At 63.1% G+C, this 14,232-nt stretch carries 11 protein-coding genes and 1 tRNA gene; 7 read left to right on the top strand and 5 right to left on the bottom strand.

Features of this window, described 5'->3' with window-relative positions:
- Positions 1-61: 61 nt before the first annotated feature.
- The 3 genes from JNE37_RS20160 to JNE37_RS20150 all read right to left on the bottom strand — a co-directional run bounded on the left by JNE37_RS20160 (position 62) and on the right by JNE37_RS20150 (position 3,923).
- Complete coding sequence (locus tag JNE37_RS20160; protein WP_203064581.1) at positions 62-589, bottom strand: hypothetical protein; 528 nt, start codon at positions 587-589, stop codon at positions 62-64.
- Complete coding sequence (locus JNE37_RS20155; protein WP_035094944.1) at positions 586-2,856, bottom strand: efflux RND transporter permease subunit; 2,271 nt, start codon at positions 2,854-2,856, stop codon at positions 586-588. Before JNE37_RS20155 ends, JNE37_RS20160 begins: the two co-directional genes overlap by 4 nt.
- 170 nt (positions 2,857-3,026) lie before the next feature.
- Positions 3,027-3,923: an NAD(P)H-binding protein gene (locus JNE37_RS20150; RefSeq protein WP_246513381.1), complete on the bottom strand. Its 897-nt coding sequence runs from the start codon at positions 3,921-3,923 to the stop codon at positions 3,027-3,029.
- Positions 3,924-4,084: 161 nt separating this feature from the next.
- Between JNE37_RS20150 and JNE37_RS20145 the strand changes: the two genes are divergently transcribed.
- The 4 genes from JNE37_RS20145 (at position 4,085) to JNE37_RS20130 (ending at position 9,679) form a co-directional block, all read left to right on the top strand.
- Complete coding sequence (locus tag JNE37_RS20145) at positions 4,085-4,498, top strand: winged helix-turn-helix transcriptional regulator (RefSeq protein WP_203064580.1); 414 nt, start codon at positions 4,085-4,087, stop codon at positions 4,496-4,498.
- Between the two features lie 94 nt (positions 4,499-4,592).
- Positions 4,593-7,364 (top strand): DNA gyrase subunit A, encoded by a 2,772-nt coding sequence (gene gyrA / locus JNE37_RS20140; protein WP_203064579.1) that lies wholly within the window; start codon positions 4,593-4,595, stop codon positions 7,362-7,364.
- A 393-nt stretch (positions 7,365-7,757) separates the two neighbouring features.
- Positions 7,758-9,281, top strand: a complete 1,524-nt coding sequence (locus tag JNE37_RS20135) for an ABC-F family ATP-binding cassette domain-containing protein (RefSeq protein WP_203064578.1) — start codon at positions 7,758-7,760, stop codon at positions 9,279-9,281.
- Between the two features lie 56 nt (positions 9,282-9,337).
- Positions 9,338-9,679 (top strand): DMT family transporter, encoded by a 342-nt coding sequence (locus JNE37_RS20130; protein ID WP_035094937.1) that lies wholly within the window; start codon positions 9,338-9,340, stop codon positions 9,677-9,679.
- A 52-nt stretch (positions 9,680-9,731) separates the two neighbouring features.
- Here the strand turns inward: JNE37_RS20130 and glnA are convergent, their stop codons facing one another.
- Together glnA and JNE37_RS20120 are read right to left on the bottom strand one after the other, a co-directional pair.
- Positions 9,732-11,141 carry a type I glutamate--ammonia ligase gene (gene glnA, locus JNE37_RS20125; protein WP_035037596.1) on the bottom strand — a complete coding sequence of 470 codons (1,410 nt, stop codon included), beginning with the start codon at positions 11,139-11,141 and terminating at the stop codon, positions 9,732-9,734.
- Positions 11,142-11,204: 63 nt separating this feature from the next.
- Entirely contained in the window at positions 11,205-11,543 is a 339-nt protein-coding gene (locus JNE37_RS20120; protein ID WP_035037599.1) for a P-II family nitrogen regulator, read from the bottom strand.
- Between the two features lie 389 nt (positions 11,544-11,932).
- On the opposite strand from JNE37_RS20120, the gene JNE37_RS20115 reads away from it, so the two are divergent.
- The 3 genes from JNE37_RS20115 to tig all read left to right on the top strand — a co-directional run bounded on the left by JNE37_RS20115 (position 11,933) and on the right by tig (position 14,199).
- Positions 11,933-12,502, top strand: a complete 570-nt coding sequence (locus JNE37_RS20115) for a dihydrofolate reductase family protein (RefSeq protein ID WP_203064577.1) — start codon at positions 11,933-11,935, stop codon at positions 12,500-12,502.
- A gap of 173 nt (positions 12,503-12,675) precedes the next feature.
- Positions 12,676-12,760: transfer RNA gene (locus tag JNE37_RS20110), tRNA-Leu, on the top strand.
- A gap of 56 nt (positions 12,761-12,816) precedes the next feature.
- Positions 12,817-14,199 (top strand): trigger factor, encoded by a 1,383-nt coding sequence (tig, locus tag JNE37_RS20105; protein WP_203064576.1) that lies wholly within the window; start codon positions 12,817-12,819, stop codon positions 14,197-14,199.
- Positions 14,200-14,232 lie beyond the last annotated feature (33 nt).

Below are 14,232 nucleotides of genomic sequence, written 5' to 3'. Positions count from 1 at the left end.
GCCCAAAAACAAAAAAGGGCAGCTCGCGCCGCCCTTCGCTTGCCCCCGAAACTCCCGCCGCTTACTTCGCGAACGGCACGCTCGCCCGGATCGTGTCGCCGGTGGCGTCGTCCACCACCAGGAATTCCACATAGATCGTATTGTCGATCAGCGAGATCGAGGACGTGATCGTCATGTCGCGCTTGGCGGCTTCGTCGCGTTCTTTCTCGCGCAGGTTGAACACCACGCCGTTCCCCTGGCGCTGGCCGATGGCCGTGCCGGTGAACGAGGCGTTGGAGGTCATCACGGCCTCGTAGCGCCGCTTGGCGTCGACATAGGCGACAGTGCCGTTCACCGCCAGGTTATTGCCGGCCAGCGTGCAACGGCCGGAATAGTTTATCTTGGTGTTGTTGTTGGCCGCGGTGAGGTTGAGCTTGCACACCACCGTCTCGGTGTTGGCGCCTTGCAGCTTGCCGCGTCCCTTCCAGTCGCCGAGATAGCTGCCGAGGAACTCGATATCGGATTGAGCCGCGAGGGCGGGCGCCACGGCGCCCGAAACCATCAGACCAGCGAGCGCCAGAGCGCGCCACAGGGGTCCGCCATTGTTCATTTCCTGATGCCTCCAAGAGGATGAAAGAATTTACCGCCCGCCACCAGCAATGCGGGGAGAATAAACACATCCCCGATCAGCGCCAGAGCGAGCGTTATCACAAACAAAGTGCCGAAGAGTGCTACCTGCGGCAGGTTGGACGTGGCGACGATGCCGGTGCCGGAGCACAGGATGAGCGTGGTTGCCACGATCGCCCCGCCGATACGCTCCATGGTGTGCTTCACCGCCTCGTTGTGGTCACGGCCTTCCTCGCGTCGTGCGTGCAGGTAGTGGGAGAGGAAGTGCGTGGTGTCGTCGACCGCGATGCCGAAGGCGATGGTCAGCGACAGGACGGTCGTGAGCTGCAAACCGGCTCCCGACCACCAGAGAAACGCCTCCGCGCCCAGTACGGGGAAGAGGTTCGGTATGGCCGTCGCCGTCGCCACGCGCAACGAGCGGAAGGCAAAGCCGATGAGGAAGAGATTGACCAGCACGCTCACCGTCAGGTCGAGCTGCAGGCCCTGCACGATGTTTTCCGTGGCGAAGGTCGCCAGGATACGGAAGCCGCCGATTTCGGTGCCCTTGATGCCGGCCGCATCGATCTCGGCATGAAGGTCGTCGACGAGCCGCCGCAGGTCTTCGGAGGCGATGATGGTGGGCATGAAGCCGGTCACCAGCGCCTGCTTGCCGTCCTCGGTGATGAAGCGGCGCTTCATGAAGGCGCCGACCGAATCCAGCACGTCCTGACGAGTGAAGCCGGAATCCTGGTAGTGCGAGAAGCTGGCGGCTGAGATCACCTTGTTCTGGCCGAGGTGCTTTTCGACGATCTCGTGGATTTTTCGAACGGTCTCGAAGTCGGCGTCGGTCATTTCCGGCGCGGCGTCGATCAGCGGCACGCGTACATAGATCGGCGCCACGCCACCGACGCCGGCGTCGATTTCGGTCGCGGCGTCGAGCGCCAGGGAATCCTTGGCCACGAAGTCCTCGAAGGCGAAACGCGGCTCGACCAGGAAATAGGGGATGAAAAGCACCACCGTCAGCGCGATCGCGGCTGTTGCCAGCGCACGGCTGAAGCGCTTGGCGAGGAACCACGAAACGCGCATCGGTGCGGTGAGCACGATGCTCGACTTGGGCGGGATCTTGAAGCCGAGGCGGATCGCCAGCTTGAGGACCAGCGGCAGGAAGGTCATCAGGCAGACGAAGTTGAGTAGCGAAGCTATTGCGCCGGTGACTGAAAATTCCTGGATGCCCTGGCCGGGCGTCAGTGCGAGCGAGGCGAACGAAATCAGCGTCGTCAGCATGGTGAGCGCGCTGGCGGGACCGACAACCTTCACGGTGGTATCGACGGCCTTGTAGGGATCCATGCCGTCGCGCCAGTAGGCGATCCAGTTGAAGATGAAGAACAGACTTTCGGCGAAGGCGATCACCAGCACCAGCGTCGTCACGATGATGGTGAGGAACGAGAACGAGCCGAAGAACAGCAGCACGATGCCGGTGACCCAGGTCACCGCCAGGAACGGCGTGGCCGAGACCAGGATGGCGCCCCAGAACGAGCGCAGGCTGAGAAGGGCGATGAGGGCGCCCAGCGCGAAGCCGTAGACGGTGAACGTCACCTGGTCGTTGACGGCCGCATAGAGCATTTCGGCCGTCCACATGGGCGGGCCGGTCAGCTCGATATGCACCTTGTCGCTTTCGTACTGGCTGGCCAGGTCGCGCAGTTGCGCGATCATTTCCTTGTTGCCGTCGCCGCGCGTCAGTTCCTGGTTGGGGAACATGATCATCACGATTCCTGTCAGGTCAGGCGTGATGAGGTTGCGCATCAGCGGGTCGTTCTGCTGCAGGTCGCTGAGGGCGGCTGCCACTTCCTCCCGGCTCGACATGCCTTCGGGCACGGCGGGCACCGAGCCGCCAGTGTCGGTCGGCTTGCGGAGCGTGAACGGGGACATGGTCCCCACCGCGAAGTCGTTGAGTTCGAGGTCGAAGGCGAAGTTGCGCAGGGCCTCGAGGACATCCGGATCCGTCACATCGGGGGAGGTGACGAGGAAATAGATATCGTTCTCAAAGGTGCCGAACGTGTTGGAGAGCTGCTCGTAGGCGTCATAGTCCTCGCCCGAATGGGCGAAGATGCGCATCAGGTCGCCATCGACATTGGCGCGCGGAATCTGGCTTGCCGCCAGCACTGTAAGCGCAATCACCGCCGCCGCGACGATGCGCGGGAACTTGAGAGTAAGAAACCCGAGATGTTCGAGGCCGAAACCGATTGACCGGGTCCGCCAGTAGTGAACCAAGGACCGCCCGACCGACAACCGAATCGACTCCGCGAATGCGCCCCGACAAGGGCGCTTTAGTACGGGCTCGCGTCGCTGCCGTCCAGCGGCGGTGCAAGGGTTTTACGCATGTTGCGTATAGGTTTTAGCCGGGCCGCCGGGAGGTCGTGGGCAGCGGCCCGGCAGGGCGGTCAGGCTGCCAGCCTGGCAGCGTTGGCCGCGAGCACGTCCTCGACGCTGCGCGGCTTGTGGCCGGTCAGCTGCTCGACGGCATCCGTCACGATGGCGTGGTAGCCCTGGGCGGTGTCGGTATCGAACTGCGCCGCGATGCCGACAAAGGCCTCGGGCACGCCTGCTGCGCGCAGGCCGGCGCGGAAATCTTCGCCACTCAGCGCTACCGCCTCGATGCTGCGCCCGCTCAGCCTGCTCAGGATTGCGGCCACTTCCGCCTGGGTGACCGCTGCCGGGCCGCCGACGTCGTAGATGCGCTTGCTTTCGCCGAGGAGCAGGGCGCCCGCAGCGGCTTCCGCCGCATCGTCATGCGCTACCGACGCGCGGCCGGCCGTGCCCTGGGCATGATAGAGCTTGCCGCTGGCAATGGCGGCGCCGGCTGATTGCAGGATGCCTTCCGTATAGAGATTGTTGCGCAGCGAGGACCAATCGGCCTTGCCGGCTGCGAGGCGTGCTTCGGTCCAGAAATGGTCGTCCGGAACTACCGAGGCCGGGTCGGCACTGGGGTAGGGCGCCGTGAGGCTGGTGTAGGCGATGTAGCCGACGCCCGCGCGCTCAGCCGCATCGATGCCGCGGATGTGCTGCGCCTTGCGGCCGCCCGGTACGCCGACGGCATCCGTGCTGATCAGCAGCAGGCGGTCGATGCCCTTGAAGGCTGCGTCGAGCGATGCCGGGTCATCGAAGCTGCCGGCGCGGACCTCGACGCCCTTGGCCGCCAGGTCCCTGAGCTTGTCCGGTGAGCGCGTCATCGCGACGAGACGCTTGGCGCCGCGTGCGAGGAGGGATTCCACCGCCTGGCGGCCGAGATGGCCGCTGGCGCCGGTAACGAGCAGGGTGGAATTTGCGAAATTAGCCATGAAAGTCTCCATTCGCGCCAGCAATGTACTGACGGCGTTTCACTCTCTGTTGAACACCAGGTCTCCAAAAGAGATTGCCTTGCATATAGCGATGGCTTAGGCAGGCCGAAAGAAGGCACTTCCAGCCCGGAAGGTCACCGCCGGGTAACCAGGAGTTTGAGATGTCGGATGATCCGAGGCGGCTCGAGGCCGTGGTTAGTCAGTTTCGCAAGGCAGGACTGGATGGCACGCTGGGCGCGTGCCCGGTGCGCGGCATACTCGACAAAATCAGCGACAAATGGAGCATGCTCATCGTCCTTGAACTAGCCGAGGGCCCGCTGCGCTTCAACCAGATTCGCCGCGCCATTCCCGACATCTCCCAGAAGATGCTGACGCAGACGCTCAAGGAATTGCAGCGCGACGGCCTCGTGTCGCGCAAGGTCTTCCCCACGGTGCCGCCTGCCGTCGAGTATCAATTGACGGAAATCGGCACCTCCGTGCTCCGCCCGTTCTCGGTGCTGGTCGAGTGGGCCGATGCCAATTATCAGGCAATCGAGACGGCCCGCAGCTCGTTCGACGTCCCGGCGGCGGTCTGAACCGCTTGGCCGTTAACAACTCCTGCGGCGGATTTGGGTCTGGGGCAGGAATCGCCTATATCATGGCAATGTTGCCAAACATCGAATCAGCCCAGTGACAGACATTCCCGACAACGAGAACGGCGCTCCCGCAGCGCCTTCCGATATCGCTCTCGTTTCCATCACCGCGGAGATGCGCAAGTCCTATCTCGATTACGCCATGAGCGTGATCGTGAGCCGCGCGCTGCCCGATGTGCGCGACGGCCTCAAGCCCGTGCACCGGCGTATTCTCTTCTCGATGAACGAGCAGGGTTACGAGTGGAACCGGCCCTACAGGAAGTCGGCGCGCGTCGTCGGCGACGTTATCGGTAAGTATCACCCGCACGGCGACCAGTCGGTCTACATGGCCTTGGTCCGCATGGCGCAGGATTTCTCGATGGGCCAGCTGCTCATCGACGGGCAGGGCAATTTCGGCTCCGTCGACGGCGATGATCCGGCGGCCATGCGCTACACCGAAGTGCGCATGGAGAAGGTCACCGGCTACCTGCTGGACGATCTCGACAAGGACACCGTCAACTTCAAGGACAACTACGACGCTTCCGAGCGCGAGCCCGTCGTCCTGCCGGCGCGGTTCCCCAATCTCCTGGTCAATGGCGGCGGCGGCATCGCCGTGGGCATGGCCACCAACATCCCGACGCACAACCTGCGCGAAGTCATCGACGCCACGCTGCTGATGATGGAAAACGGGAACGCCACGGTCGATGACATCCTCGAAGTCATGCCGGGTCCCGATTTCCCGACCGCCGGCCTGATCCTGGGCCGCTCGGGCATCCGCCAGGCCTATGAAACCGGCCGCGGTTCCGTGCTCATGCGCGGCAAGGTGGCGGTCGAGGAAGTGCGCAAGGAGCGTGAAGCGCTCATCATCACCGAGATCCCGTATCAGGTGAACAAGGCGCTCATGATCGAGAAGATCGCCGAGCTGGTACGCGACAAGCGCATCGAAGGCATCGCCGACCTTCGCGACGAATCCGACCGCAACGGCATGCGCGTCGTCATCGAGATCAAGCGCGATGCGCTGCCCGATGTCGTGCTCAACCAGCTCTATCGCTATACACCGCTGCAATCCTCGTTCGGCTGCAACTTCGTGGCGCTCAACGGCGGCAAGCCCGAGCTGATGACCGTCCAGGGCATCCTGACGGCGTTCATCGCCTTCCGCGAGGAAGTGGTCACCCGTCGCGCCAAGTTCCTGCTGAACAAGGCCCGCGATCGCGCTCACATCTTGGTCGGCCTCGCCGTTGCCGTGGCCAACGTCGATGAAGTCATTGCGCTCATCCGCGCCGCGCCCGATCCGGCGACGGCCCGCGAGCGCCTGATGGAGCGCAACTGGCCGGCCCGCGACGTGGCGCCGCTCATCGCGCTCATCGACGATCCGCGTCACCGCATCGAGGAAGACGGTACGTTCAAGCTCTCCGACGAGCAGGCCCGCGCCATCCTCGCGCTGACCCTGTCGCGCCTCACCGCGCTCGGCCGCGATGAAATCGGCAACGAGCTCGACGGCCTCGGCAAGGATATTTCCGAATATCTCGACATCCTACGCTCGCGCGAACGCGTGCTCCAGATCATCCGTGACGAGCTCATGGAAGTGCGCGAGCAGTTCGGTTCCGACCGCAAGACCGTCATCGAGGAGAACTTCGGCGATCTCGACGACGAGGATCTGATCGCGCGCGAAGACATGGTGGTTACCGTCACGCATGGCGGCTACATCAAGCGCGTGCCGCTCAACCAGTACCGGGCGCAGCATCGCGGCGGCAAGGGCCGCTCCGGTATGGCCACGCGCGACGAGGATTTCGTTTCGAGCCTCTTCGTCACCAGCACGCATACGCCGGTGCTGTTCTTCACCTCGCGCGGCATCGTCTACAAGCTGAAGGTCTGGCGTCTGCCGCTCGCGGCGCCGCAGGCTCGTGGCAAGGCGCTCATCAATATCCTGCCGCTGGAGCAGGGCGAGCGCATCACCTCGATCATGCCGCTGCCCGAGGACGAGGAAAGCTGGCGGAACCTGGACATCATGTTCTCGACCACACGGGGCACGGTGCGCCGCAACTCGCTGGCCGATTTCGTGGAAGTGCGCCAGAACGGCAAGATCGCCATGAAGCTCGATGAAGGCGACGGCATCGTCGATGTCGCCACTTGCTCGGCCAATGACGACGTGCTGCTGACTACCGCCCAGGGCCAGGCCATCCGTTTCCAGGTCGATGAAGTCCGCGTCTTCAAGGGTCGCGACTCGACCGGTGTGCGCGGCATCGCGCTGGCTGAAGGCGACCATGTCATCTCCATGGCCATTCTCCATCACTTCGAAGCCACGCCGGATGAGCGCGCTGCCTATCTCAAGATGAGCAGGGCCGTTCGTGGCGAGGGCGAGACCGAGGAGAATGCTGCGGACGACGCCGAGGAAGCAGTGGCCGGCGAGCTGCCGCAGGAACGCTACGCCGCCATGAGCGCCGCCGAGCAGTTCATCCTCACCATTTCCGAGAACGGTTATGGCAAGCGGACCTCCAGCCACGAATACCGGATCACGGGTCGCGGCGGTAAAGGCATCGTCGCCATGGCGGTCAACAAGCGCAATGGCGAGCTGGTGGCTTCGTTCCCGGTGCTCGACGAGGATCAGATCATGCTGATCACCGACGCCGGCCAGACCATCCGCATCCCGGTCAGCGGCGACAAGCCCATCCGCATCGTCTCCCGCGGCAGCCAGGGCGTGATCGTTCTCGATACCGCCGAAGGCGAGCGCGTCGTCTCGGTCGAACGCATCAGCGAGCCTGAAGGCGACGACGATGATGATGGTGACGCCGAAGGCGAAGCCGGTGAGGCTCCTGCCTCGGAAGAGTAGAACCTTGGCAAAAGACCGGCGGCCAACCCGCCGGTCTTTTCTTTTGGGGCTGTCCCATTTCCGAGCGCGATCCGAACTGTGGCGTTCCCAGTCGAGTGCCGTGGGGTAGGGCTCTCCATCCCTCCCAGCCCCTTGCGTCCCCGATCCTCCCTCTGCTAATCCTCCGGTAGCGAAACTCGAACCCATGGAGGGCTACGTGCAGCTTTTTTGGCACCACCGTCAGCGTGGCCCCGTCTTCGCCCTGCGGCACATCTGCTAGCAGGGCTGACCGAAGCGGTTCCTGACGTACATTCCCGTCTGATCGATCTGGTCTGCCCGTAATGGCAATTCGCTCCCGTGCGATTTGCCGTCTCCGGAATAGGGCGCCTTGCGCCGTACCAGAAAGAACAGAAAATGGGCTCGATCAGCCTCCGCAACGTCAGCATCATCGCCACCGATCCGCTCTTCAAGAATCTCGACTTCGTCATCGCCGAGGGCGGTCGCGTCGGCCTCGTTGCCGGCAATGGCCGCGGCAAGACCTCCCTTCTCAAATGCATGGCGGGCCTTGCCGAACCGACTTCCGGCGAGATCGTGCGTTCGCGCGGCATGAAGGTCGGACTTGTCGAGCAGGACGTGCCGCCGGCGCTCCTCGATCTCACCTTCCACGAAGCCGTCCTTCGAGCACTGACGCCCGAGCAGCGCGAAGATGAGGCCTGGCGTGTCGATGTCGTCCTCGATGAGTTCCAGGCGCCCGAGGCCATGCGGACGCGCCCCGTGCGTGCCCTGAGCGGTGGCTGGCAGCGTCTCATGCTCATTGCCCGCGTCTGGGTGTCGGAGCCCGATGCGCTGCTGCTCGACGAGCCGACCAACCACCTCGATCTGCAGAAGATGCTGCAACTCGAAACCTGGATAAACTCCGCGGCCCGCAACATCCCGGTGGTGATCGCCAGCCACGATCGCGCCTTCCTCGACGCTGTCACCAACCGCACGCTGTTCCTGCGCCCCGAGACCTCCCGCTATTTCGTGCTGCCTTACAGCGCCGCGCGAGAAGCGCTCGACGAGGCCGACATCGCTGCGGAGGCCCAGCAGGAGCGTGAGCTCAAGGAGGCAGCTCGCCTGCGCAAGCAAGCGGCCAAGCTCACCAATATCGGCATCAATTCGGGCAGCGACCTGCTGACCAAGAAGTCCAAATACCTGCGTGAGCGTGCCGACAAGATCGAAACCTCGATCCAGTCCCTGCACAGGGAGCGATCGGGCGATATCCGGCTGGCCAATAGCGGCACCCACGCCAAGGTGCTGATTTCGCTGGAAGACGTTGCTGTCACCACGCCTGTCGGCGATCCGCTGTTCAGAATTGCCAAGCTGCGCCTCTTCCAGGGTGACCGCCTGGTGCTGCTCGGCAAGAACGGGGCGGGCAAGACGCAGCTCGTGCGCCTGCTGCTGCGGGCCATCAACGAGCCCGGCAGCGTTCCCGGCATCAAGGTCAGTCCATCCGTGCGGCTTGGCTACACCGATCAGGCCATGTCGCAGCTCCCCGCCAAAGGCTCGCCGGCAGACTATATCGGCCGCTTCGGTGTAGGCGACCAGCGCACCAAGGCGCTGCTGGCCGGGGCAGGGTTCCCGATCGAGAAGCAGGGGCGATCCATTGCCGAGCTGTCTTATGGACAGCGTGCCCGGCTGGGTCTTCTGGGCCTGCGGCTCGAAGAGCCGAATTTCTACCTCATGGACGAACCGACCAACCATGTCGACATCGCTGGGCAGGAGCGGCTGGAAGAGGAAATCCTCGCCCATGAGGCGACCTCGGTGCTCGTGTCGCACGACCGCAGCTTCGTGCGGGCCGTCGGTACGCGGTTCCTGCTGATCGAGGGGAAGCGGGCGCGTGAGACCGAGGATGCCGAGGGCTTCTTCGCCGAGATGGCCGTGGCGGACGAGCAATAACGGAGGCGTTGCGGCGGGCTCGCGCCGGTGAGATAGCTTGGCACCCTCAAAGCAGGATGCCCAAAGTGCAGAGCTATCTCTATCTCGCCGTCGCGATCATCGCCGAAGTCATCGCCACGAGCGCGCTCAAGGCGTCGGACGGCTTTACCCAGCTATTGCCGTCCGTCGTCGTCCTGATCGGCTACGGCGTCGCGTTCTTCTTCCTGTCGCTGACGCTGCGCACCATGCCGGTCGGTATCGCCTACGCCATCTGGTCGGGCATCGGCATCGTGCTGGTCTCCGCTATCGGCTGGATCGCCTACGGCCAGCGGCTCGACCTGCCGGCCTTTGTCGGGCTCGGCCTCATCATCGCCGGAGTGCTGGTGGTCAACCTGCTCTCGAAATCGGTGACGCACTGACGAAAAAAGGGCCCCTCGCGGGGCCCTTCGTTTTCGCAACCAAGCCAATGGCTTAGGCGGAGTAGTACATCTCGTACTCGACCGGATGCGGGGTGTGCTCGAACTTGATCACCTCCTGCATCTTGAGCTCGATATAGCTGTCGATGAAGTCGTCATCCATCACGCCGCCGACCTTGAGGAAGTCGCGGTTCTTGTTGAGCTCGTCCAGGGCTTCGCGCAGCGAACCGGAGACGGTCGGGATTTCCTTGAGCTCTTCCTTGGGCAGCTCGTAGAGATCCTTGTCCATGGCATCGCCCGGGTGGATCTTGTTCTTGATGCCGTCAAGGCCCGCCATCAGCAGGGCGGTGAACGCCAGGTAGGGGTTGGCCAGCGGATCGGGGAAGCGAACTTCCACGCGCTTGGACTTCGGCGACTGGCCGAAGGGGATACGGCAGGAGGCCGAGCGGTTACGGGCCGAATAGGCCAGCAGCACCGGAGCCTCGAAGCCCGGAACCAGGCGCTTGTAGCTGTTGGTGGTCGGGTTGGTGAAGGCGTTGATCGCCTTGGCGTGCTTGATCACGCCGCCGATGTAATAGAGCGCGTCCATCGACAGGCCCGCATACTGGTCGCCGGCGAAGAGCGGCTTGCCGTCTTTCCAGATCGACATGTGGCAGTGCATGCCCGAGCCGTTGTCGCCGTAGACCGGCTTCGGCATGAAGGTTGCGGTCTTGCCGTAGGCATTGGCGACCTGCTGGATCACATACTTGTAGATCAGCACGTCGTCGGCCGACTGGATCATCGGCTTGAAGCGAATGCCGAGCTCGTGCTGGGCGGAAGCCACTTCGTGGTGGTGCTTTTCGATGATGACGCCCATCGAGCCCATGGCTTCGAGCATCTCACCGCGCATGTCCTGGGCCGAATCCAGCGGCGGCACAGGGAAATAACCCTTCTTGAGGCCGATATGATGGCCGTTATTGCCCGTCTCGTAGATGGCGTCGTTGTTGGTCGGCAGCTCGCTGGCGTCGATCTCGAAACCCACCTTGTAGGTGGTGTTCGAATAGCGGACGTCGTCGAAGATGAAGAATTCGGGCTCGGGGCCGAACACGACCGTGTCGCCGATACCGGCCGACTTGACGTAGGCCTCGGCCTTCTTGGCCATCGAGCGCGGGTCGCGGTTGTAGGGCTGGTAGGTGTTGGGCTCGAGAATGTCGCAGTTGATGGCGAGGGTCAGGGCGCCGAAGAACGGGTCGACATAGGCCGAGTTCGGATCGGGCATGAGCACCATGTCGGACTCGTTGATCGCCTTCCAGCCGGCGATGGAGGAGCCGTCGAACATGACGCCTTCCTCGAACATGTCCTCGTCCACGACCGACTGGTCCATGGTGACGTGCTGCAGCTTGCCGCGCAGGTCGGTGAAGCGCAGGTCGACGTACTTGATGTTCTCTTCCTTGATGCGCTTAAGGATGTCGCTTCCAGTGGTCATAGTTCTTCCTCAGTCTGAACCAGTGGTTTGTGGGGGTAGGCGGCTCGCTCTATCCGGGAGGGATCAGAGAGCGTCGTCGCCGAATTCGCCGGTGCGGATACGGATGGCCTGCTCGATCGTGTAGACGAAGATCTTGCCGTCGCCGATGCGGCCGGTCTGGGCTGCGTTGCGGATCGCTTCGATGGCCTTTTCCGCCAGGTCGTCGGGGCATACGACCTCGACCTTTACCTTGGGCAGGAAGTCCACGACGTATTCCGCACCGCGATAGAGCTCGGTATGGCCTTTCTGGCGGCCAAAACCCTTGGCCTCGGTTACCGTAATGCCTTGCAGGCCAACTTCCTGCAGCGCCTCTTTGACTTCGTCGAGCTTGAAGGGCTTAACGATCGCCTCGATTTTCTTCATTGCGGCCTCCAGAGGACGTCTCGACGCAGGCCCTGGGGCCAATCGTCGAACTTGTCCGGTCTTGCAAACTCAGGGCCCCCGGCCGGGTGCCGCTCATACGTATGCAGGGGGCGTGCCAAGTGTGCCAGGCCTAGAGAAACGCATGCAGTCACAATTGCTTGGGTTGGACAGCTGATCCAGATGATCAAGAGCCAAATAAGCCAATTGCACAAAGATTGAGCAACATGCGTGCGAATAGTGCATTGCCCTGCGTCCCGATTTTGCGGACTGCGCTCAATTTAGGCGTCGTGGCGCGCAGGTGCCAAAAGTTAAGTGATCGCTTTACAATTGGCGGGCACTTCGTTAGTTAAGCGATAGCTTCAGTGTCACTCGTCCCGAAGGCGGAAAACATGCGCAGACTCAAGATGCATATCGCACTCTCCCTGGATGGCTACGCCTCGGTGCCGGGCGGGGACCTGTCCTGGATCACCTACGACGAGGAGCTGGCCCAGCGCTCGCGAATGATGACGGCCGATGCCGACATGGCGATATTCGGGCGGGTGACCTACAAGCTCATGCAGAGCTACTGGCCGGGCGTGCCGAACGACCCGGACAGCACGCCGGGCGAGCTGGAGCATGCCAGGTGGATATCGCAATCCACCAAGATCGCGGTTTCGACCACGATGACGCAGGCGGATGCCGACTGGCCGGAGACGATTCTGCTCGGCGCCGATTTCGCCGAGCGCCTGCGCGAGATCAAGCGGCAGCCCGGCGGGAACATCATGGGTTTCGGCAGCCCCACGCTGGTCAATTCCTGCCTCGCGGCGGGCCTCGTCGATGACCTTTTCGTCAATCTCATCCCGGTGATTCTTGGCGGCGGCAACCTGCTGTTCGGCCCGCAGCAGCGCAGGGAGCTCAAGCTGGTCGAGGCCGTGCCCACCTCGTCGGGCGTCGTGGCCCTGCATTACCACCCGCAATGACAGTTCGGCCGAGCCGCCCCCTAGTGCGGCTCGACCGCCATCATTTCACTCGCGACCCGCGAAATTGCCGCCATCGGCCCAGAAGGTCGGGGAAGTCGGAGGAATGAGGCTTTGACTGAACCCCAAACATGGGATAGAGCGTGCGCCCAAACCGGGCCATGGGCACCGTGTTTGCGGGTGTGGCGGAATTGGTAGACGCACTGGATTTAGGTTCCAGCGCCGCGAGGCGTGGAGGTTCGAGCCCTCTCACCCGCACCACCGACATCTCCGGCAAGCCCTGGCCGCCATCGACAATGAATACGGGATTGAACCGAATGCAGGTCAAAGAAACCCTCAACGAAGGCCTCAAGCGCAAGCTGGCCGTTGTGATTCCTGCCACGGACCTGGCGACGCGCCTGGATGCCAAGATCGAAGATCTCCAGGGCAAGGCGGTGATCAAGGGCTTCCGTCCGGGCAAGGTCCCGGCTTCGCACATCAAGAAGGTCTATGGTCGTTCGGCCATGTCCGAAGTGCTTGAAGAGGCCATCAATTCGGGCGTCTCGCAGACCCTCGAAGAGCGCTCCGAGCGCGCTGCCGCCCAGCCGAAGGTTGACCTGCCGGAAGACCAGGCCGAGCTCAACCGCGTCCTCGACGGCGCTGCCGACCTCGCGTTCGACGTCAGCTACGAAGTGCTGCCGGCCGTCAAGCTGATGGACTTCAAGGGCATCAAGGTCGACAAGCCGGTCGTCGAAATCGCCGACGCCGAAGTCGACAAGGAGCTCAATCGCTTCTTCACCCAGAACAAGGGCTATGAAGACAAGGGCGACGAAGGCGTTGTCGAGCAGGGCGACCATCTCGGTCTGTCCTTCGTCGGCACCATCGACGGCAAGCCGTTCGACGGCGGCACGTCCGACCACGCTCACCTGACCGTTGGTTCGGGCGAGTTCATCCCGGGCTTCGAAGAGCAGCTCGTCGGCATGAAGAAGGGCGAGACCAAGGACGTGAAAGTCACGTTCCCGGCCGATTACGGCCAGAAGTCGCTCGCCGGCAAGGATGCCGTGTTCGCCACGACGATCCTCCATGTCGATGGCCCGCGCCAGGGTGAGCTCGATGACGAGTTCGCCAAGAAGCTCGGCCTCGAGAACGTTGACGGCCTGCGTGAAGCCATCAAGTCGCAGATGGATGCGGCCAACGCCTCCATGGCGCGCCAGCACGTCAAGCGCCAGATTCTCGATGCGCTCGATGAAGGCCACAAGTTCGACGTCCCCGAGCAGCTCGTGGAAGCCGAGTTCAACACCATCTGGCAGCGTGTCGTCCATGAGGTCGAGCACCATGGCCGTTCCTTCGAAGACGAAGGCACGACCGAGGAAGCCGCCAAGGAACAGTACCGCAAGATCGCCGAGCGCCGCGTGCGCCTGGGCCTGGTCGTCGCCGAGATTGGCAACGAGAACAAGGTCGAGGTCACCGATGACGAGCACCAGCAGGCCCTGATCGCCGAGGTCCGTCGCTTCCCCGGCCAGGAACAGCAGGTCTACGACTATTACCGCAAGAACCCGGCCGCGCTTGCTTCGCTGCGCGCCCCGATCTTCGAGAACAAGGTTGTTGATTTCATCGCCGAGCAGGCCAAGCAGACCGACAAGAAGATGTCGGGCGAGGAACTCGGCAAGCTGATCCAGGCCGACGACGAGTACGACGTGCCGGAAGAGCATCACCACTAAGAATTTCAGTGGTCTAGGTTTGAAGGGCCGCCC

The sequence above is a fragment of the Paradevosia shaoguanensis genome (assembly GCF_016801025.1).
In the GTDB taxonomy this organism is placed as follows: Bacteria; Pseudomonadota; Alphaproteobacteria; order Rhizobiales; family Devosiaceae; genus Paradevosia; species Paradevosia shaoguanensis.
Note: the sequence above shows the minus strand (reverse complement) of the source record. Positions and strands in the feature narration are given on the sequence as shown.